Genomic DNA, 20346 nt, shown 5'->3' with positions numbered 1-20346 from the left:
CCGGCTCACCCTTTCCTGGCCGTGGCTTGGCGGACGTTGTCCTGGTGCTGCTGCATGAGCACGTCGAGCCGCGGGGTCAGCCCGTCGATCGCGTCCCGCACCGGGACCTGACCGAGGAACGTCCGCGGCAGGTCCTGGCCGAGCAGCTGCTTGACCTGGTTCCAGTTGCTGGTCACGTCGAACGGATGCCCGCCGGCCAGCTTGCCGGCCAGGATCTGCTGGACGATGCCGAGGTTGTCGGGCGGCGGCTTGAACGCGCTCCCGGCACTCAACCTGGCGGGGTTGTTCCGGCCCGCTTTCGCGTAGATGTCCAGCGCCCCGGTACTGGTCAGCGTCTTGAGCAACTTCCAGGCCAGCTCCAGGTCCTTGCCGCGGACCCCGGACGGGATCGCGAAGCCGGACCCCGACACCCGAGGCGTACTCCCGACAGCGCCGGCCGGGAACGGTACGACGTCCCAGTCGAACTTGGCCTTGCGCACGTTCACCACCTGCCAGGGCCCGTTCTGCATGAACGCGACGTTGCCCTCGAGGAAGTTCGCCAGCGAGTTCTCGGTGACCAGGTTCGCGATCGGCGGCGTGACCTTGTCCTTGACGAACAGGTCCACCACGAACTGGACCGCCTCCAGCGCCTCCGGCTCGGCCAGGATGCTGCGGGTGGCGTCGTCGTTCATCACGTTGCCACCGGCGCAGTAGATCCAGGAGACCAGGTCGTCGATCGCCGGCGCGCAGGTGAACCCGTACTGGTCCGGTGGCCGGGTCAGCTCCTTGGCCAGCTCCCGGAACGTTGCCCACGGCATCGGCTCGGTCGGGGACGGCTCCGGGATGCCCTGCTTGGCGAGCAGCGTCTTGTTGTAGTAGAGCACGGTCGGCGCGACGTCGAAGCCGATCGCGTACGTCTTGCCGTTGAAGCTGCTGATCTTGCGGATCGGCTGGTAGAAGTCGGTCAGGTCGAAGTCGGGGTCGGCGGCGATCAGGTCGTCCAGCGGCTGGTGCGCACCGCGCGCGGCGTACGTCGGGATCAGGGTGCCGTTGATCGCCGTCACCAGGCCGGCGGTCCCGCTGACCAGTTGCAGGTCGAGCTTGGTCGGGTACCCGCCCGACGGGGTGAGCATGGCGGCCGAGCGGACCCCGAGTTCGCGTTCGACGTAGGCGCCGAAGGCATCCCACACCTTGCGTTCGGCGGGACTGCTGGACCACATCGACCAGGTGGCCGTACCGTCCGGTGGCCCGGACGAACATCCGGCGGCCGCGGCTCCGAGCCCGGCCAGGCCGGTGAGCTTGAGCAAGCTGCGGCGGGACAGCTGTGACTGCATGGACTCTCCTCAGCTGAAGAGCAGGTCGATCGACTCGGCGCGGATCCGCTCCTCGTCGACCTCGACGCCCAGGCCAGGGGCGGTGGGGACCGTCGCGACGGCCTTGGTGATCGTCAGCCCGTCGACGTAGAGGTCGGCGAGCAGTTCCGGGCCGTTGAGTTCGGCCGGCAACGCCAGGTCGAGCTGGCTGAACACGTGCACCGCGGCGGCGAACCCGATCCCGCAGTCGGTCAGCCCGCTGGAGAGCAGTTCGAGTCCACCGGCGACCGCCACCTGGGCGGTCTTCAGGGCGTTCCGCAGACCGCCGGACTTGCAGATCTTCACCACGACGAGATCGGCCGCGTCGAGTTGCAGGGTCCGGGCCAGGTCCTGCGCGGTGAAGCTCCCCTCGTCGATCGCGACCGGCAGGTCGATCAGCGTCCGCAACCGGCGCATCGCGAGCACGTCGGTACTCGGCACCGGTTGCTCGACGCAATGGATCGTGCGGAGGTCCCGGGTCCGGTCGAGCAACTGCCGCAACGCGCTCGGCCGGTACGACTGGTTCGCGTCGAGCCACAGCGGCTTCGCCCCGGCCACCTCGGCGACCGCCTCGATCGCGGCCGCGTCCTGGTCCGGGTCCCCACCGATCTTCACCTTGTACGCCGCATAGTCGGACGACTGTTCGGCGTGCTCACGGACGGCCTCCGGCGGACCGACCCCGATCGCGGAGCAGAGCGGGATCTCGTCCTGCACCTTGCCACCGAGCAACGCGTGCACCGGTACTCCGGCGAGCTTGCCGGCGGCGTCGTGCATCGCCAGGTCCACGGCCGCCCGGGCGAACGGGAAGCCGTTCGACACCGACGGGCTGAGCCGCTTGGCCGCCCGTCGATGGAAGAGCTCGACGTCGAACGGGGTGAGCTCGAGCAGCAACGGTTCCAGGTGCCGCTTGATCACCACGGCCATCGTCTCGGCCGTCTCGTAGCTCCAGCTCGGCAAGGCTCGCTGCTCACCCCAGCCGACCACACCGTCCTCGGTCGTCAGTTTCACGAACACGACCGCCGACGCCTGGTCGGGCCGTTGGTCGGGCGTTCCCACGGCGCCGCTGCCGAGCACGAACCGGCGCGCGAACGGTACGGCGACGGGGAACACCTCGACGGATCTGATCCGCGACATGGTTGTCCTCTCAGGCCGCGATCGACCAGCTGGAGGGGTCGACGTAGCTCGGCCCCTTGGTGCCGTTGCCGAGATACGCGAGCACGTCGGCGACGACGTACCCGGTCAGGGCGAGGTGGCCCTCCTTGGTGTCACCCGCGACGTGCGGGGTCAGCAGCAGGTTCGGAGCGGCGAGCGTCGTCGCGTCGAAGGCCGGCGGCTCCGGGTCGTACACGTCGAGCGCGGCGTAGATCCGGCCGTCGAGCGCGTGGTCGAGCAGCGCCTGCTGGTCGATCGCGGGTCCGCGGGACGAGTTCACGACGACGGCGTTGTCGGGGAGTTGCTCGATCAGCTTGCGGGTCACGAGGCCCTTCGTCTCCGGGACATCGGGGACATGCAGCGAGACGAACGGGCAGGCCATCGTTTCCTCGAGCGATGCGCTACGTACTCCGAGGGCGGCCGCGCGCTGCTGGGTCAGGTACGGGTCGTAGACGACGACGTCGCAACCGAACGGCTTCAGCAGCGTGATCAGCGCGCGAGCCGTCGAGCTGGCGCCGAGCAGGCCCACCTGCTGGCCGGCCAGTTCGCCACCTCGGAAGGCGGTCTGCTTCCAGCCGCCGTCGCGGATCGCCGCGTCGAAGCGGGGGAGCTTGCGGGCCAGGGTGAGCATCGCGGCCAGGCAGTACTCGCCGACCGACCAGGCGATCCGGCCACCCGCGGAGAACACGGCCACGTCCTGTTCGAAGATCACCGGGTCGACCAGCCGCTTCACCGACCCGGCCGCGTGCGCCACCACCTTCGGACCGGTGCCCGAGGCCCAGATCGACGCGTCCAGGTGCGGAGTACCCCAGCTGGTGAGCAGGACGTCGCTGCCCTCGGCGAGCGTGGCGACGGTCGACGGATCGACGTCGGCGGCCCAGCTCACCTCGAATCGCTCCGCCAGCAGCGTGCGGGTCTCGGCGCTGATCACGTCGTCTGCGCGCTCCGGTGTCATCACCACGGCCAGCTTGGTCACGCTTGGCTCCTCCGTCAGGTTTCGTCGTTCCGGTGGCTCGAAGGTAAGGGCTTTCCGTTATGCTCGTCCAAGCCCGTTTCCGCATCGATCGATACCGAGGCCGTATGGATCTGTCACTGCAGCAACTGCGCGGGTTCGTCGCGGTCGCCGAGGAACAGCACTTCGGCCGCGCGGCCCAGCGGCTGAACATGACCCAGCCACCGCTGACCCGGCAGGTCCAGGGCCTGGAACGCACACTCGGCGTCACCCTGTTCGACCGGACCGGCAGGGGAGTACGGCTGAACGCGGCCGGCGAGGTCTTCCTCGAACACTGTCACCGGGTCCTGGCCCTGCTCGAGGTCGCGCCCGAGGCGACCCGGCGAGCAGCCGAGGGCCAGACCGGGACCCTGCGGATCGCGTTCACCGCGATCGGGGCGTACGCCGTGCTCGCCGACTTCCTCGCGATGGTCGGCCGCCGAACACCCGCGGTGAGCGTCGAGCTGACCGAGCTGGTCAGCCCGGACCAGTTCGAGGCACTCGCGAACCTGGAGATCGACGTCGGCCTGGTCCGCCCTCCGATCCCGGACGGCTTCGAGTCGCTGCTCGTGCACTCCGAGGACCTGGTCCTCGCGGTCCCCGGCGATCACCCGCTGGCCGAGGGCGACGGCCCGGTGGCGCTGGCCGACGTGACCGACGACTACATCGGCTACAGCCCGGAGGGATCGCGGTACCTGCACGACATCTGCGCCGCGATGATCGGGATGAACCGGTACGCCGTGAGCCAGCTGGCCTCGCAGGTCCCGACGATGCTGGCCCTGGTCCGCGCCGGTCTCGGGTGCGCGCTGATCCCGCGATCGATCATGGCGATGGGCGTCGAGGGCGTGCGGTACCGGGAACTCGACGCGGCCGACGCGCACTCGGTCACGCTGCACGCCTGCTGGAGCCCCGACAGCCCGAATCCGGCCCTGCTCCGGCTGGCCGAATCCCTGCGCGCGGATCCCCAGCTCGACACTTGACCTAGAGCTGGCTCTAGCTCGTAGTGTCGATGGACATGAGCACCGCACAACACAAGATCGGCTCCGGCTTCGGCCACGACAGCACCGCCGACGACGTCCTGGCCGGCCTCGACCTCACCGGCAAGCTCGCGGTCGTCACCGGTGGGTACTCGGGTCTCGGCCTGGAGACCACCCGCGCCCTGACCCGCGCCGGCGCCCAGGTCGTCGTCCCGGCCCGTCGTCCGGAGGCCGCCGCGGAAGCCCTCGCCGGTGTCGCCGGGGTCGAGATCGACCGGCTGGACCTCGGTGACCTGGACAGCGTCCAGGCGTTCGCCGACCGGTTCCTCGCGAGCGGCCGAACGATCCACCTGCAGATCAACAACGCGGCGATCATGGCCTGCCCGGAGACCCGCGTCGGTCCCGGCTGGGAGGCCCAGTTCGCCACCAACCACCTCGGCCACTTCGCCCTGGTCAACCGACTCTGGCCGGCGATCGTCGACGGCGGCGCCCGGGTCGTCTCGGTCTCCTCGACCGGGCATCGGCGCTCCGACATCCGCTGGGACGACCCGCAGTTCACCCTGGCGTACGAGAAGTGGGCCGCCTACGGCCAGGCGAAGACCGCGAACGTCCTGTTCGCCGTCCAGCTCGATGCCCTCGGCAAGGACGCCGGGGTCCGCGCCTTCGCCCTGCACCCGGGCGGGATCCTCACCCCGCTGCAGCGCCACCTGGAACGCGACGAGATGGTCGGCTACGGCTGGATCGACGCCGACGGCAACCCGGGCTTCAAGACCCCGGCCCAAGGCGCGGCCACCCAGGTCTGGGCGGCCACCTCGCCCCAGCTCGAAGGCCAGGGCGGCGTCTTCTGCGAGGACTGCGAGATCGCCGAAGTCTCCACCGGCGACGCCCCCGGCGTCCGCCCGTACGCGATCGACCCGACCTCCGCCCGCCGCCTCTGGGAGCTGTCCGCCGACCTCACCGGCGTCAACGCCTTCGCCTGACGCGATATCCGTTCGCCTTCTGCTGCCCGGACTTGTAGCTTGCGTGGATCGTGACCATGCGCTCTCCGCGGTACGACGTGATCATCGCCGGGTGCGGTCCGTAAGCTGCTCGGCGTCGGCTTCCCAGCGGGCCGGCCGCAAATGTGTTGCCGTCGGAGCGATGCTCGCGTTGGCTAGGCGGCATGCCTGAACTGCGCACCGAACGACTCACGCTCCGCCGATGGCAGGAGTCCGACCTCGCCCCGTGGGCCGCGATGAACGCCGATCCCGAGGTCCGCGAGCACTTGGGTGCAGCTCTCACCCGCGAACAGAGCGACGCATCCGTTGCCCTGTTCCAGGAGGAGTTCGACCAGCGTGGGTACGGGTGGTGGGCGGTCGAGGTCCGGGAGACGGGGGAGTTCGTCGGCTTCGCGGGCCTTGACCGGGTCGAGGACCACCTGCCGTTCACCGGGATCGAGATCGGCTGGCGGCTTGCCCGCTCGGCCTGGGGCCACGGCTACGCGACCGAGGCCGCGCGGGCAGTGCTGGCCTTCGGGTTCGACACGCTCGGCCTTCCTGAGATCCTGGCCTTGACGACGGCGACCAACCTTCGGTCCCAGGCGGTGATGCGGCGCATCGGCATGACGCGGGATCCGGCCGACGACTTCGACGACCCCAACGAGCCGGAAGGACCTCTCCGGGCGAACGTGGTCTACCGGATCGCGAGAGCCGAACCGACTTCGTGACGAGGAGATCTGTGGTCACCGTTCCACCCGTCGAGATCGTGAACGCCCTGCGATCCGCCGGTTGTGTGTTCGCCGAGGAGGAGGCCGAGCTGATCCTGCAGACGGCCCCCGACGATGCGACGGTCGCGGTGATGGTCGAGCAGCGGGCGGCCGGTCATCCCTTGGAGCAGGTGCTCGGCTGGGCCTCCTTCCACGGCCTCCGGATCGCGGTGGACCCCGGCGTCTTCGTCCCGCGCCGACGCACGGAGTACCTGGTCGACGAAGCCATCGCCCTCGCCCGGAGGCGCCTCGCCGTCGGTACTCCCGCTCTGCGCGTGGTCGACCTCTGCTGCGGCACCGGCGCACTCGGAGCAGCCGTCGCCTCGGCGATCGACGGGGTCGAGCTGTACGCCGCCGACATCGAACCGGCCGCGGTACGCAACGCCCGCCGCAACCTCGAACCCCTCGGCGCCCAAGCCTTCGAGGGCGACCTCTTCGACGCGTTGCCGATCGACCTCCGCGGCCGCATCGACCTGTTGCTGTGCAACGTCCCGTACGTCCCGACCAGCGAACTCCACCTGCTCCCGGCCGAAGCGCGCGAGTACGAACCGAAGGTCACCCTCGACGGCGGCTCCGACGGGCTCGACGTGTTCCGCCGCGTCGTTCCGGTCGCCCTGGATTGGCTCACTGCCGGCGCGCATCTCCTGGTCGAGACCAGCGACCGGCAAGCAGCGATCGCGGTGAGCATCCTCGAATCCCACGGCTACTGGACCACCGTCGCCACCTCCGAGGACCTCGGCGCGACCGTCGTCATCGGTACCACCACCAACTGAAGCGGTTTCGTCGGTACCGGTCGTTAGGCTCCGGAGCATGGACGGACTGAGTCTCCAGGTCACCTCTGTGACGATCATGGCGCCGGATCCCCGGGCGCTGGCCGAGTTCTACGCGCGCCTGCTCGGCCGCGAGGTGACCTCGACCGAGGGACCGCGCCCCGGGCACCCGCCCGAGGACGGCTGGGCCCAGCTCCGCGCGACCGAGGACGGCGTCGGGCCCACGCTGAACTTCGAGTACGAGGAGCGGTGGAAACAGCCCGTCTGGCCCGCCGACGAGGGCACCCAGAACGCGACCCAGCACCTCGACATCTGGGTCAACGACCTCGAAGCAGCCACCAAGCACGCGCTGGCCGGCGGTGCGACGCTCGCCGAGTTCCAGCCGCAGGAGACCGTCCGGGTCCTGCTGGACCCGGCCGGCCACCCGTTCTGTCTCTTCCTCTGACCGACGCCTCACACGCGACGGAGGACGTGCAGCAGATACTCGCGCCGGTTGAGCGGATCCTGGTCGGTCCGGGCGCGACTCGGGATCGCGCCCGTCACCGGCTGGTACCGCTCGAACGACGACTCCAGGACGCCCTCACCACGCGCCAGTCCCGGGAGCTGCTGCTCCAGCTCGTACACCGCGGCCGCCGGGATCTCGCCTTCCAGTACCGAGGTGTCACCGCCGAGCGCCGGGACCTGCGGAATCGCCCGCAACCGGGCCAGCGTCGACAGCACCGGCCGGACCACGTCGGCCGGCACCTCCAGCCGGAACTGGTGCATCGGCTCGTGCACCGTCGTCCCGGCCTGCCGCAACGCCTCCACCAGGACCAGCGGCGTCAGGAATCGGAAGTCCCCGGCCGTGCTCGACATGCTCTTGTCGAACACCGCGTGCGCGTGACTCTGCCGCGCGGAGTACCCGGAGTGCGTCATCACGACCCGGCAGTCCGGAATCTCCCAACCCCGCAGGCCCTGCTTCAGCGTCTCCCGGACCGTCTCCTCGACCGCCCGGATGAACGCGTACGGCATCGACCCGAGCTCCACCTCGAGCTCGAACGTCACGCCCGAGCTCACCGCGGCAGGCTCGACCCGCAGCCCGACCGTGGCGAGGAACGGGTTCGGGTCGACCTTGTTGAACTCGACCGCCGCGCCGATCCCGGCCACCCGCTCGATGCAGATCGTGGTCGTCTCCCGGAACGTGACATCGACCCCGAAGTCGGTCGCCAGCGTCGACTGGATGACCTCCTTCTGCACCTCGCCGTACAAGGACACGTAGGTCTCCTGCCGGACATCGTCCTGCCGCAGGTCGATCAACGGATCCTGCTCCGCCAACTGGCTGAGCGCGGTCTGCAGCGATCCCTTGTCCTCCACCCGGACCGGCTGGATCACCGTCTCCAGCGTCGGGGGAGAGAAGTACCCGCTCTCCGCCCGGGCGCCTTCGACGGGACCGCCGTCCACGGGCGTGACGACGTCGCCGATCTGGATGTCGCCGAGTCCCCACACCTTCGCGATCCGGCCTGCCGGGACCACCGGACGGGTCGAGGCCGCACCGTCGTCGAACACGCTGATCGCGGTGATCTTCGCGTCCTTGCCGTCGCCGAATCGCACCCGCTCGCGGGTCCGGAACTCGCCGGTGCGGACGCGGACGAACGCGACCTTCTCGCCGGCCGGTCCGCGCTCGACCTTGAACACCGATCCCACCGTCGGCGCCTCGGTGTCACCCTCGGCGGCCGGCAGGAGTTCCCTGATCCCGTCGATCAGCTCGTCGCTCCCGGCTCCGGTGATCGCCGAGCCGAAGTAGATCGGGTGCACCATCGCCCGCCCGGTCTGCTCGGCCAGCCGCTGCCGGAGCGCGGCGTACGAGAGTGCGTCCTCGTCCTCCACGTACGTCGCGAGCAGGTTGTCGTCGTGCTCCGCGAGCAGGTCGAGCAGGCTGAAGGTGAACCCCGCGTCGCGCTCGTCGTACGCCGTGAAGCCGGCCTCGCGGGTCCCGAGCCGATCCGCCGACCCCATCGCGATCACCTGCGGCGACAGGCGATCCGCCAGGCTCTTGAGCACCGGCTCGTACTGCGCGCCGGAGCGGTCCAGCTTGTTGACGAAGATCAGCGTCGGGATCCGCAACCGCCGCAGGGTCCGCATCAGGACACGGGTCTGCGCCTGGACGCCTTCGACGGCGGAAACGACCAGGACGGCGCCGTCGAGAACGCTGAGCGCGCGCTCGACCTCGGCGATGAAGTCCGGGTGACCCGGCGTGTCGATCAGGTTGACGGTCACGTCGCCGATCGCGAACGAGACGACCGCGGACTTGATCGTGATCCCGCGCTGCCGTTCGAGCGCGAGCGAATCGGTCTGGGTGTTGCCGTCGTCGACGCTACCGATCTCGTCGATGACCCCGGCGGCGTGCAGCAGCCGCTCGGTCAGGCTGGTCTTACCGGCGTCGACATGCGCCAGAATCCCCAAGTTCAGTACTTTCACGCAGCTTCATGTCCCTCGAACAGGTGTGTGTGCCAGGCAGGTCGGACATGAAGCGAGGTCGCATGGCACTGCTCCTTCGGGGACGCTCGTGAACACCGCGAGTACACCAGACGCCGCTCACCCCGAGCAACGCCTTTTCTGCTGCGTCGAGGGCTACAGCCAGTTGCTGAGCGTCGGTGCGGTGGCGGACCGGCCGGTGAGATAGGCGGTCAGGGCGGGGAGATTCGCCTCGTGGGATCCGAGCGCGTCGGCCGCGAACGCGTGCAGCAGATCGACCGGCAGATCGGCGAACGTGACCGTGGTGGCGAGGTCGACGGCGTGGATCCCCATCTCCCGCGTCCGCAGCCAGGCGATACCTTCCGCCGGAATCGGACGACCCTGCGCAGTACGAACGGTCGCCGCCAGCGCGTCCGGAGTCAGCTCGTCATATGCACGAAGCAGGTCGGCCGCCGATCCGTGCACCAACTGCCGCAACTCGCCGGGGGAGAGGCGGGACCCTTGCTCGATCTCCGCGTTCCGCGCCGCCGCGCTCGGGTACATCGGATGCTCGACCCCGGTCGCCGCCCAACTCGCCAAGCGCTGCAAGGCCAACGCGTTGAAGTGCGCGTGCGCGACCACGTGCGCCCGCGACCACCCGGGCAACCCGGACGGCCCGGCGTACTCGGCATCACTCAGCGCATCGACGGTCGCCAGGAACAGCTCGGTACTGTCGAGCAACCACGCACGCTTCATCAGCTGTCCTCCGAGCTCGTGATCAGCGTTCCGATCTTCTCACCGCGGCAGATCGCGGTCGCCGCACCTCGGGCGTCGATGTCGAACACAAACAACGGCAACCGATGATCCCGAGCCAGGATGAACGCACTCTGATCCATCACCCTCAACCCCCGCGCGATCACCTCGTCGTACCCCAACCGATCGAACCGCCGAGCCCCCGGCACCTGATTCGGATCCGCGTCGTACACCCCGTCGGTCCCGTTCTTCGCGACCAGCAGCGCGTCCGCCTTCAGCTCGACCGCACGCTGAACCGCCGGATAGTCGGTCGTCGTGAACGGCTGCCCGTTCCCGCACCCCAGCAACACGATCGACCCCTTCTCCAGATGCCGCAGCGCCCGCAGGCGGATGTACGGCTCGGCCAGGTTGTCGATCGGCAGTGCGGTCATCAACCGCACGTCCTCAGCCCCCATCGCCGCCAACCGGCCGCGCAAGAGCACCGCGTTGATCACCGTGCCGAGCATGCCGATGTTGTCCGCCTCGACCCGATCGATACCCCAGTCCTCGGCCCGATTCCCCCGAAACACGTTCCCACCACCCACCACGACAGCAACCTGCACCCCGGTCTCCCGAGCCGCGATCACCTCACCGGCCAACTGCGTCAGCCGGTCACTGTCGAACCCGAACCCACCAGAGCCGGCCAGAGCCTGCCCCGACAACTTCACCACCAGCCGCTTGTACAAGTCGCCTCCACCGTTCTCGTCGTCAGCTGCTACCGATCATTGCTGAAGACTTGGTCGAGGGAGCGGTACGTGCGGTTGCTGGCGGTGGCGGCGCGTTGCTCGCGGCCGGTGGTGGCTATGTAGTTCTGGCTGGTGGCGAGGCTGGCGTGGCCGAGGAGGGTCATGATCTCGGTCGCGGTGGCGCCGTCCTCGGCGAGGCGGGTCGCGAAGGTATGGCGAAGGGCGTGCAGGTTGGCACCCGAGGGGACGCGGTCGTGGAGGCCGGCCCAGCGGTAACAGGACTTCACCAAGTACTCCAGGCCGCCGCGGCCGATCGGGTCGCCGGTGCGCGCGAGCAGGAGCTTGGTCGAGCGACCGAAACGTTTGCGGGGAAAGCGACGCTCGCAGGAATCCAGGTACGCCTCGATGATGCGCTCCATGATCGGCTCGACCGGGATCGAGCGATCGCGGCTGCCCTTGCCGTTGATGTGCAGCCGCATCTCACCAGGTCGACCGGCAAGCGAATCGGCGGTGAGCATGCGCATCTCGGTGGATCGCAACCCGGCGACCAGACCGAGCGCGATCACCAGGACGTCCCGCTCGGGCCAAGGATCGCGGGCCTGCCGTCTCCCGGAGGCGGCGGCTTCGAGCAGTCGCTCGGGAGTGTCCTCACCGCGGAGAGGTTTGGGGGAGAGGGGAGGGGTCTTGGGGCGCGCGACTGCTCCCATCGGATTCCCGGCGAGCAGACCGTCGGACACGCAGAACGTGAGGAACTGGTTCCACGTCGACCAGGCACGGAGTACCGAACTCTTCGCATGCGTGTCCGCGAACGCACCGAACGCAGCACGCAAAGCCTGAGCCGTCAGGTCGTCCACGGCGAACCGCTCGGGGTCGTCGGTGAGCAGGGAAGTGATCCCGGCCAGGTCACGCCGATAAGCCGCGGTGGTGTGCGGCGAGTCCTTCCGCGGCCGCCGAGCCGCGAAGAAGGCCGCCTGCGCTTCGAGCACGTTCATACCGGCAGTTCTTACCGGCTCGCACCGACAGTTTCGGTGCGGTACCAACTGTGGTTGCCGCAGGCAATAATATGTGCTGGATAATTGCCATTATCCATGACAAAGAGGACCCAGAAGAGGGGCCCACGGCCGCTGGGGGATGGTCCTTGTCTGACAAAGTCAGACGACTGGGTGGGCTGGTCGCGGTACGTTGCGGACTCGTGCTTGGCGGCAGACAGGATGGTCAGTGAGCAGGACACCGGATCTTGGTCCCGTGCCGGAACGCGTCACGGTGGACGTGGCGCAGGTACGTCGGCTTGTGGACGAGCAGTTTCCTCAGTGGGCCGGTTTGCCGATCGAGCCGGTGGCCAAAGGTGGTTGGGACAACTGGACGTTCCACCTCGGCGGCGACATGCTCGTGCGTCTGCCGAGCGCGGCCGAGTACGCCCAGGCTGTCGAGAAGGAACACCGGTGGCTCCCGACGCTGGCCGGACAGTTGCCGCTGCCGATCCCGGTACCGCTGGGCAAGGGCGTGCCGAGTTCGGAGTACCCACATCCGTGGTCGGTCTATCGGTGGCTGGACGGTTCGACGGCGACGGCCGAGCGCATCGCTGATCCGATCCGGTTCGCCGTGGATCTGGCCGAGTTCCTGGCCGCTCTGCAGAAGGTGGATTCTGTGGGCGGCCCTCAGCCAGGAATCCACAACTGGTACCGCGGCGGGACGCTCCGTACGTACGACAGAAACACGCAGAGCGCACTGGACGAACTGGCCGGCCACATCGACGTCGAGCTGGCCCGGGAGCTTTGGTCCGAGGCGCTGGCAGCACCGTGGGACGGTGTCGACCGCTGGTTCCACGGCGACGTCGCCCAGGGAAATCTCCTGGTGGAAGACGGCCAGCTGGCAGCCGTTATCGACTTCGGCACCTGCGGCGTCGGCGATCCGTCCTGCGACCTGGCCGTCGCCTGGACGTTGCTCACCAAGGACGGCCGGGAAGCATTCCGCGAACGCCTGTCCGTCGACGACCAAACCTGGACCCGAGGCCGCGGCTGGGCGCTCTGGAAAGCAATCGCAACCTGTTGGTACACGTACGAAGATCCAGAGGACGCCGAAGAGTTCGCCCAGGCCAAACACACACTCGAAGAGGTCCTGCACTGAGGTGCTCCGAGCCCCTTCTGAGCCTCTCCACAACCTGTCGAGCAAGAGGTCCCGTTGTTCAACTGGAGAAACGGGAGTTGATGAACCGGGAGTAGCGGGGCGACTAGTTGGACACCGTCACCCTGATCTGAACCTTGTTGTGGTCCGAGGGGAACTGCGCGGGCACCAGGTCTGCGTCGGGCAGCTTGTTGGTCCAGCCTTCTACAGCGACCACGTTGGTCGTTTCATCCTGCGCTCGGGAGACGTAGACCTGATCGATGTGGTTGCCGTTGCAACGGACGGTCGGAACCGAGGTGCAGCTCTGGCGCTGGAATCCGTTGAAGGTGTCGTACGCCGCCCCGGACTTCTCGACGGCCACGGTGAAGGCATTGGTACGCAGCCGCGCGTTCCACAGGTAGTCGTTGAGCGGCCGCATGGTGCCGTCACTGCTCCGGTAGGCGGCCGGGATCGTGACACCGACGGCCGCATCTGCCAGCGATGGGTAACGCGTGCCATTGGTGTTGAAATCACCAGTGAGGAAGTCAGGGGAGTCGTGGCCGGCCCACGCGATGTAGCGGGCGTCGGCGAACAGGTCGTCCAACTCCCTGAAGCGCTGGATCTGCCCCCTCACGGGGTCGCTGTCTTCACCCGGCCTGGTACCGCCACCCTGAACTGGCACATCCTTCGTGCTCGCGCACACGCCGTCACTGTTCACCGTGGCATCAAGGTCGTAAGTGGTGAGACCACACTTCGACGACGTGAGATGGACGTTCGCGACGACGATCTCGCGCCCACTCGCGATGTGCTGGAGGGCGACCCAGCTCGCGGTCTTGCCGGCCGCTGCGCCCCCGACGACAACGGTTCCGGACGCGATTCTCCCGCTGCTGTCCCTGAGGATCTGGAAGGACGCGCTCTTCCAGTAGATCGGTCGGGAGTTCGTCGCATAGTCGGCCGCTGTCGTGTAGCCGTTGGCCTGCATGCCATTCCGGAAGTCGGTGCGCCTCGCCTCGTTGCTACCGGCTTCCTGGACACCGATGACATCGGGAGCGAAGGAGCCGATCTCACGGAGCAGGTTTGTCCTCTGGGACGGCCAGGTTGCGCTGTCCGTCCCATTGGCATGAATGTTGTAGGTCCCGACGCGGAAGGTGGCAGACGGTGCTGCCGCTGCCGCGGGACTCGCCTGACCCGAAGTCGCCACCAGAGCCGTCGACATCAGTCCCGCTGCGACGAGGGCCCTCCGCCACGACGATGCAAGCGGACGTGTCATGAACCTGCGTACTCGAGAGACGTTCACGTTGGGCTCTCAGCGATCGTGGGATGGTGCGCCCACCCTATAGATGATTGATGCGCAGGGATCGATCTTCCGGCGCGGCGGCCCGACCGCTGTTGGTGCAGCAGGTGTCCTGCGTGGTGGAACTTGGAGGTCCTTACTGCCGCCTGACACTCCCGTGCGTAAGCGCCGATAAGCGACATTATGTCAAGTAGGGCAGAGAGCCCGGTGTCTGTACCTTGCTCGCGACCACCAGGTAGTTCTCCGCCTCGAGATCGAACGTGCTCGCTTCCGTCCGGAGTCCGACCCGGTGCAGCTCGACTTCGAGTTCCTCGGACCGGTAGGGCCAGCAGGACAGCAGTTCCGAGCGGACCTGAACCAACCCGGTCGCATCAACCTGCGCGATCGCAATCTCGATGTGGTGCTCCTCCTCCCAAGTCGGCGCAATCTCCCAGCGGTAGACCACGACGGCATCGCGACCGTTCCGGCGGACGAGTCGGTCACTGATGTCCAGCCGGGAACCTCTGGCCCTCACGAGTTCCCACGTGCGGGATGTGAGCACCAAGCGCCCCCCAGGACGCAGGAGCCGTGACATCGACTCCAGAGCAACTCCCCTGCCTGTCGCGCCCGCGGCATGGTGAAGCGAGTTGCCGACGCAGAACACGAGGTCGAACGTGCCGTCCTCGAAATGGTCGGGCAACTCTTCCCAGCTCGCCCGCACGGCCCGGACGGATGCCCCGAACTCCTCAGACAACTCCGCAGTCCGTCGAACCATCGCTTCGCTGGCGTCAGTTGCGACAACCTGTAGGCCCCGACCGGCGAGGCCAACCGCCAACTGTCCGGTTCCGCACGAACAGTCGAGGACCTGAGCGTTCGACGGCAGGAGACTGAGGACATCATCGAACGACGCAGCGAACTCGGCCGGCGGCAACTTCGCGTCCGAGATAAGCCACTCGTACACCTCGGCGAGCACGTCATAATCCGTCACAACCACTACCTCCGTCACGCAGCAGACTGTCGGCGGGACGTCAGTCCATCAGCGGAGCAAGGCGAGCACCAATAGTTTTCGCACGGACAACCCCTCCGCGCATGGCTGGTGGGTTGCTCACGCGACCTTCGTGCCGAGGAGGGCTCGCACCGGGACCTGCTCGATGTACGGCCGATAGGGATGAAGCACTTCCCGGAGCTCCGCTGCGATCTGTGGACGCTCCTCGGCCGACGGAAGCCGGTCGACTGGTAGCGCGCTGTAGACCCCGCCGAGTAGGTGATCGAAGTCGAGCTCGTCGGCATAGTCGAGCTCGACCTTGCTGACCTCGAAGCCATTGGCCGTCAGGCTTTGGCGATAGCGCTGTTGCGTTGTGTTGTCGGTGCCGCAGCTGTTGGTTGGACCCGGGCCCAACCAGTCGGACAGCCATGCGCGTAACGCCCGTGACCAGTCCGAGTCCTGCAGCCACAACGGAATTCCGTTGGCCACGACCATGACACCACCCCCTGGACGCAGGATCGGTCCGATCGCGGCAAACAGCGCCTCATGGTCCATCCAGTGCAGTGCTTGTCCGATCGTCACAGCACCGACCGACTGCTCAGCCAACAGTGATCGCAGCAGCGGAAGGTCGGAGTCGCTGCCGACCATCCACGCCACATTCGTGACGCCCTGGTCCTGGGCGGCCGAGCGAGCGCGGGCCAGCATGTCTGGTTCGGGATCGACCCCTATCACGGCCCGGACATGCGGGGCGATCGGTGTCGCCAGTTGCCCCGTGCCACAACCGAGATCGATCACCGAATCATCGCCCTTCAGCGAGAACGCATCGATGCACGCGTCGATCAATCCTGACGGATAACCGCGGCGGTATCGGTGATACAGATCAGCGACCTCGCCGCCAAACCCCAGCTCCATCGGCTCAGAATGCCTCATCACCTCGATGATTCGGCAGGGCTTCTGCCACCGGCATAACGCCTGTCGGCCGCCCCCCTGCCGGGTCAGCGAGCGCCGTATCAACCCTGGCGCCGGACGAATACGTCGGCTGCCCTGGCAGGGGCCGCAGTTTGAACATCAGGATGCCGAGGTACTTGTTCATCACTGCCTGCTTGTGGGGATAGCGCTCGGCGGCTTCGGCAGACAGCTGCGGCTCGACCACGGCCTCGATCCACAGCCCGGCCGCACTGAAGGTGTTGAGCAGGTCCGACATCGTGTACGGCCGCTTGGTGAGGGTGACCTGCTCGTTCCAGTTGCGGTGACGGTAGGCGAAGGACTCGGTGGCGAAGTACTCCTCCCCCAGCGACGTCCCCTTCTGCTCGGCTCGCTCGATCGCGTACCGGATCGGCTGGGTACGGGTGAGCAAGATGTAGCCGTCCTCGGTCAACATCTCTCGCGCGGTCTGCAAGGCCTTGACCCCGTCCGCGGCGTACCCGAAGGACTGCAGGAACAGGATCCGGTCGAATCGCCGGCTCGCGAGCCCCGGCACCGCCGCCAGATCGGAGAGATCACCCTCGATGAGTTCGACGCCCGGCGGCGGCTTGATGAAGTTCCCACTGATGTCGACGCCCACCGACGCGGCGGCCCCGTCGCCGGCCAACTGCGCGAGCTTGGCACCGTTGCCGCAGCCGGCGTCCAGGACGGCGAGTCCGGTGACGTCACCGAGGAGGGTGCGCTGCGCAGGCCACTCGACGAGTCGATCGAGCGAGTCCTCGCGGGCGCGGGCCTGCTCGAAGCCCGACGCGAGCGTCTGCCATGGACGGCTCGAGTCACCCCCGATCGCGCCGGCAGTATGAGTTACCGAGTTCCCCTCGACCTCTTGGTGGCCGTCCGCCAGTTGATCCAAGCGCTCGCGACTCAGATACCGAACCGGCTTGCCGAGCGACTCCGCGTAGGCAATCTCCCGTCGGGTCGACTCACCTAGATAGCCGCCGGGATCCACGATGTACAGCTCATCGGCCATGCGAATCTTCTGGAAGTGCACGCCGCCGAGCCGCCCCTTCAGGTCCGAGTCATCGGCGGTCCAGTCGTAGCCCGGCAGATCGGGGAGGCTGAACATTCCGAGGCTGATCACGACGTAACCCTCCATCGTGAGCCGCTGGTTGACCTCCGCGAACTCAGCCTCGAACCTGGTCGAGCCGCAGAGCGTGATGACCTTCGCCTCACCCTCGGCCGACTGCGGCGCCACCTGGTCCTCCATGAGGTTGATGATCGGTGAACGACAGAACGGGCTCAACGCCGCCCCCTCGACGTCCGCTCTCGCAGGGTGCCAACCAACGGAGGGCCGCGGCCCGACGACCACTCACCAGACGAGTCCAGCGAGATGGTTCTGGCCGTGCAGCAGACGGGCGATGCGGTCCTGCGCCGCTTTGCGGACGCCAGCCTGTAGGTGGTGTGCGTAGAGCGCGAGCTCCATGTACATGTCGTAGAAGTTCAACCGCTCGCGCAGCTGCTCGCGCTCGAACAGCTCTGGATAGGCGCCGTGCAGCCATCTGGGGACCTCTGTGAGTGTGGTCTCGTCGAGCCCTCGTCCGTCGGGCACGGGCGGGTACTCTCCCGCCCTCGCGCACCAGCGCAGGATGGTATCGAGCTCGGCATCCGCCGGCTGGGCCAACGCCTCCGCGAAGTCGATCAGGCCGGTGACGCGTCCTTGGTCGACGATCACGTTGGAACCATGGAGATCACCGTGGACGAGGACGGGGCCGTCGGCAACGAACAACCCCAGCCGCTCCTGGATCCACTCCGCAACCTCCGCCAGCAGGCGCGAGTCATGACCGGGCAGTCGCCGGGCAGCCTCGACCTGCTGGAGCGCCGCGCTCACCACGGGCGGGTGGAACGCGGGCCATGGCTTGCCGGTCAGCGCGTCGGCGAGCGCATCAGCCAGCCAAGGCGGCAGCAGGTCGGCCGGGACAGGAACGCGGTGAAGTGCGCGCAACGCGGCGCCGAGGCTTTCGATGATTGCCTGGCGCGTGTGCGAGTCAGCCGTCGGCCACGCTTCGTGCAGAGAGCGGCCGGGCAGGCGTTCGGAGATGTACCACGGCCCGTCCGGACCGTCGCCGTGGGCGAGGTGCCGGGCGTGGGGGACCTCGCTGCCGGCAAGCAGGTCAACGACTCCAGCCTCATGACGATATGCGTCGCGGTACTGTCCGCTGCTCAGTCGTACGACGTAGTCGTCGCCGACCCACACGCGGCTGACCCAGCCGGCCTTTGAACGAAAGCTCCCGGTCGCCGGCAGGCCAGCGGCCGTCAGCGTCCTCAGCAGCGCCGGATCGGCAGCAGGCTCATCGACGAACGGTGTTGATCGGGTGATCGCGGTACTCCTCAGAACGGCTGACCGGTCCTCCCCCGCGCTTGCGGCATCCAGGTCTAAGCGGTCTCGACGGGTCGCCGGCCACCTGGTTCGTCAGCTTGCTGGTCGAGCCAGTCGAGGGCGATCTGGGCGACCTCGGCGGCAGGCAGATCTCGGGTGTCCAGGCGAAGATGTCGTTTCCGGGTCAGGAAGCCGTCGGCCGGAGTCGGCGTGGCCCCGCTCGGATCCGTGGTCATTTGATACTGCTCCGCCTGACGAAGGTTGCCATCGGACCATTCCACGTTCCGCTTGGTCGGCTTGGCGGCCAGCCGGGTTTCGCCCCGGTTGCGCAGGAGACGCGTATCGAGGTCAGCTACCAACTCGAGCACCCAAACCTCACCACCGGCCTCCTCGTACGGCGCGACGAGCTCTTCGACGTAGGCAGTGTCAGCCGGGTCCCGCAGGTCCCAGACGAAGGTGAAGATCAGATCCAGCTGGTTGCGTGCGGCTTCTTCGATCACTCGCCGGCGGAACTCGATGTTCAGCACGTTGAACGGCGCGGTGCCATGGCCGAAGACCTCGACCAACGGCTCGATGGTGTGGTGATTGTGGAACAACCTGAACTCACTCCGCGCCGCGATCTCCCGGCCCACCGTCATCTTGCCGACAGCCGGTGGTCCGATGATCAGAAGCAACCTCATGGTCGGCAACAGTCCCAGACCCCCTCTCCCCCGTGCAACCAAATTCGCCTGGCCCTCCGAGAGAATGGCGGCGTGGAACTGTTCGAGAAGGCGCCGGTACGGGCGTCAGGAATGCTGCCGGTTGGTGGCGTGCATCAGATCTACTGGGAGGAGTCCGGCAACCCTGACGGGATCCCCGCTCTGTATCTGCACGGCGGACCCGGTGGTTCGCTGAACAAAGGCAGCTATCGGACCAAGTTCGATCCGGCCAGGTTCCGGATCATCGGTCTCGACCAGCGTGGCTGCGGCCGCTCGACGCCACGGGTGACGGCGCCCGGCTATGACCTCGGTGAGAACACGACCAGCTTACTCATCGACGACCTCGAGAGACTCCGCGAACACCTGGGCGTCGAACGCTGGCTGGTCAACGGCGTCTCCTGGGGATCGACGCTCGCACTCGCCTACGCCCAGGCGCATCCGAACCGCGTCACCGCCGTCGTCTTGATGGCTGTCACGACGACCGATCGCTTCCAGGTCGAGTGGATCACCGAGACCGTCGGGGCGATCTACCCCGAAGCCTGGGATCGCGTCGCCGGTCACGCCGAGCGGGCCGGGGTCGGGTACCGCCGTGGCGAAGGCCGGTTGATCGAGGCCTACGCCCGCCTGATGACTCATCCCGATCCCGCCGTCCGTGACGCCGCGTCGTACGCGTGGACCGCCTGGGAGGACAGCCACGTCTCGATCGGCAATGACGCCCCGCCCGGCGGAGGGCACCGGGACGACACGGACCACCGACACGTTTTCGCGACCCTGGTCACGCACTACTGGGCGCACGACGCGTTCCTGAATCCGCCGATCCTCGATCGGATGGACCGAGTCCGGCACATCCCCGCCACGCTGATCCACGGGCGGCGCGACGTGAGCGGCCCAGCGGTTGTCCCGTGGCGGCTGCACCAGAAGTGGCCAGGCAGCGAGCTGATCGTTGTCGAGAACGAAGGCCACGGCGGACCAACCATGGTGGAAGCCTGGTGCCTCGCGAACACCCGCCACGCCGACCGCCTGGAACGAGAGCCACCGGCAACCCGCCGCTCGAACTGACCGCGAGGCGCGCTGAAATCAATGCCGCACGAGAGGTTGACGCTCTCGACC

The 20346-nt window shown here is 67.7% G+C and carries 20 protein-coding genes; 7 read left to right on the top strand and 13 right to left on the bottom strand.

Annotated elements, in window-relative coordinates; translation table 11 throughout:
- Positions 1–5: 5 nt before the first annotated feature.
- Genes FB561_RS26760 through FB561_RS26750 form a run of 3 tightly spaced genes read right to left on the bottom strand, consistent with a single transcriptional unit; the run spans position 6 to position 3459 of the window.
- Positions 6–1313, bottom strand: a complete 1308-nt coding sequence (locus FB561_RS26760) for an ABC transporter substrate-binding protein (RefSeq protein ID WP_145811332.1) — start codon at positions 1311–1313, stop codon at positions 6–8.
- Positions 1314–1322: 9 nt separating this feature from the next.
- Complete coding sequence (locus tag FB561_RS26755; protein WP_145811330.1) at positions 1323–2465, bottom strand: mandelate racemase/muconate lactonizing enzyme family protein; 1143 nt, start codon at positions 2463–2465, stop codon at positions 1323–1325.
- Between the two features lie 10 nt (positions 2466–2475).
- A complete protein-coding gene (locus FB561_RS26750) occupies positions 2476–3459 on the bottom strand; it encodes a hydroxyacid dehydrogenase (protein ID WP_145811328.1) in 984 nt (327 codons plus the stop codon).
- A 104-nt stretch (positions 3460–3563) separates the two neighbouring features.
- Here FB561_RS26750 and FB561_RS26745 point away from each other — a divergent pair, with 104 nt between their 5' ends.
- The 5 genes from FB561_RS26745 (at position 3564) to FB561_RS26725 (ending at position 7410) form a co-directional block, all read left to right on the top strand.
- A complete protein-coding gene (locus tag FB561_RS26745) occupies positions 3564–4454 on the top strand; it encodes a LysR family transcriptional regulator (RefSeq protein WP_145811326.1) in 891 nt (296 codons plus the stop codon).
- A gap of 35 nt (positions 4455–4489) precedes the next feature.
- Entirely contained in the window at positions 4490–5431 is a 942-nt protein-coding gene (locus FB561_RS26740; RefSeq protein WP_145811324.1) for an SDR family NAD(P)-dependent oxidoreductase, read from the top strand.
- A 182-nt stretch (positions 5432–5613) separates the two neighbouring features.
- Positions 5614–6156 (top strand): GNAT family N-acetyltransferase, encoded by a 543-nt coding sequence (locus FB561_RS26735; RefSeq protein ID WP_145811322.1) that lies wholly within the window; start codon positions 5614–5616, stop codon positions 6154–6156.
- Between the two features lie 11 nt (positions 6157–6167).
- Entirely contained in the window at positions 6168–6968 is an 801-nt protein-coding gene (locus FB561_RS26730) for a putative protein N(5)-glutamine methyltransferase (protein ID WP_145811320.1), read from the top strand.
- A gap of 37 nt (positions 6969–7005) precedes the next feature.
- Entirely contained in the window at positions 7006–7410 is a 405-nt protein-coding gene (locus tag FB561_RS26725) for a VOC family protein (protein WP_145811318.1), read from the top strand.
- An 8-nt stretch (positions 7411–7418) separates the two neighbouring features.
- Here FB561_RS26725 and FB561_RS26720 read toward each other — a convergent pair whose 3' ends face one another.
- The 4 genes from FB561_RS26720 to FB561_RS26705 form a co-directional block, all read right to left on the bottom strand.
- Positions 7419–9407 carry an elongation factor G gene (locus FB561_RS26720; RefSeq protein ID WP_272952569.1) on the bottom strand — a complete coding sequence of 663 codons (1989 nt, stop codon included), beginning with the start codon at positions 9405–9407 and terminating at the stop codon, positions 7419–7421.
- Between the two features lie 168 nt (positions 9408–9575).
- Complete coding sequence (locus tag FB561_RS26715) at positions 9576–10154, bottom strand: maleylpyruvate isomerase N-terminal domain-containing protein (RefSeq protein WP_145811313.1); 579 nt, start codon at positions 10152–10154, stop codon at positions 9576–9578.
- On the bottom strand, positions 10154–10876 hold the full coding sequence (gene pyrH / locus FB561_RS26710; protein ID WP_145811311.1) for a UMP kinase: 723 nt from the start codon (positions 10874–10876) through the stop codon (positions 10154–10156). Before pyrH ends, FB561_RS26715 begins: the two co-directional genes overlap by 1 nt.
- Before the next feature lie 29 nt (positions 10877–10905).
- Entirely contained in the window at positions 10906–11868 is a 963-nt protein-coding gene (locus FB561_RS26705) for a tyrosine-type recombinase/integrase (protein WP_145811308.1), read from the bottom strand.
- A gap of 253 nt (positions 11869–12121) precedes the next feature.
- Here FB561_RS26705 and FB561_RS26700 point away from each other — a divergent pair, with 253 nt between their 5' ends.
- A complete protein-coding gene (locus tag FB561_RS26700) occupies positions 12122–13003 on the top strand; it encodes an aminoglycoside phosphotransferase family protein (protein ID WP_202880746.1) in 882 nt (293 codons plus the stop codon).
- 103 nt (positions 13004–13106) lie between these two features.
- Here the strand turns inward: FB561_RS26700 and FB561_RS26695 are convergent, their stop codons facing one another.
- The 6 genes from FB561_RS26695 to FB561_RS26665 all read right to left on the bottom strand — a co-directional run bounded on the left by FB561_RS26695 (position 13107) and on the right by FB561_RS26665 (position 19104).
- On the bottom strand, positions 13107–14195 hold the full coding sequence (locus tag FB561_RS26695) for an endonuclease/exonuclease/phosphatase family protein (RefSeq protein ID WP_170284771.1): 1089 nt from the start codon (positions 14193–14195) through the stop codon (positions 13107–13109).
- Between the two features lie 259 nt (positions 14196–14454).
- Positions 14455–15258 (bottom strand): class I SAM-dependent methyltransferase, encoded by an 804-nt coding sequence (locus FB561_RS26690; protein ID WP_238335076.1) that lies wholly within the window; start codon positions 15256–15258, stop codon positions 14455–14457.
- A gap of 99 nt (positions 15259–15357) precedes the next feature.
- Positions 15358–16149 carry a class I SAM-dependent methyltransferase gene (locus FB561_RS26685; protein WP_145811302.1) on the bottom strand — a complete coding sequence of 264 codons (792 nt, stop codon included), beginning with the start codon at positions 16147–16149 and terminating at the stop codon, positions 15358–15360.
- A gap of 4 nt (positions 16150–16153) precedes the next feature.
- The gene (locus tag FB561_RS26680; protein ID WP_238335075.1) at positions 16154–17530 is read right to left on the bottom strand and encodes a class I SAM-dependent methyltransferase; all 1377 of its coding nucleotides are present in this window, start codon (positions 17528–17530) and stop codon (positions 16154–16156) included.
- The gene (locus FB561_RS26670; protein WP_202880745.1) at positions 17531–18415 is read right to left on the bottom strand and encodes a phosphotransferase family protein; all 885 of its coding nucleotides are present in this window, start codon (positions 18413–18415) and stop codon (positions 17531–17533) included.
- A 179-nt stretch (positions 18416–18594) separates the two neighbouring features.
- Positions 18595–19104, bottom strand: coding sequence for a hypothetical protein (locus FB561_RS26665; protein WP_420371347.1), 510 nt, complete (start codon positions 19102–19104; stop codon positions 18595–18597).
- Here FB561_RS26665 and pip point away from each other — a divergent pair.
- Positions 19084–20295, top strand: a complete 1212-nt coding sequence (gene pip, locus FB561_RS26660; RefSeq protein ID WP_238335073.1) for a prolyl aminopeptidase — start codon at positions 19084–19086, stop codon at positions 20293–20295. The two genes, FB561_RS26665 and pip, sit on opposite strands and share 21 nt — an antisense overlap.
- Positions 20296–20346: the final 51 nt, after the last annotated feature.

It is taken from the genome of Kribbella amoyensis, assembly GCF_007828865.1.
GTDB classification, from domain to species: Bacteria; Actinomycetota; Actinomycetes; order Propionibacteriales; family Kribbellaceae; genus Kribbella; species Kribbella amoyensis.
Note: the sequence above shows the minus strand (reverse complement) of the source record. Positions and strands in the feature narration are given on the sequence as shown.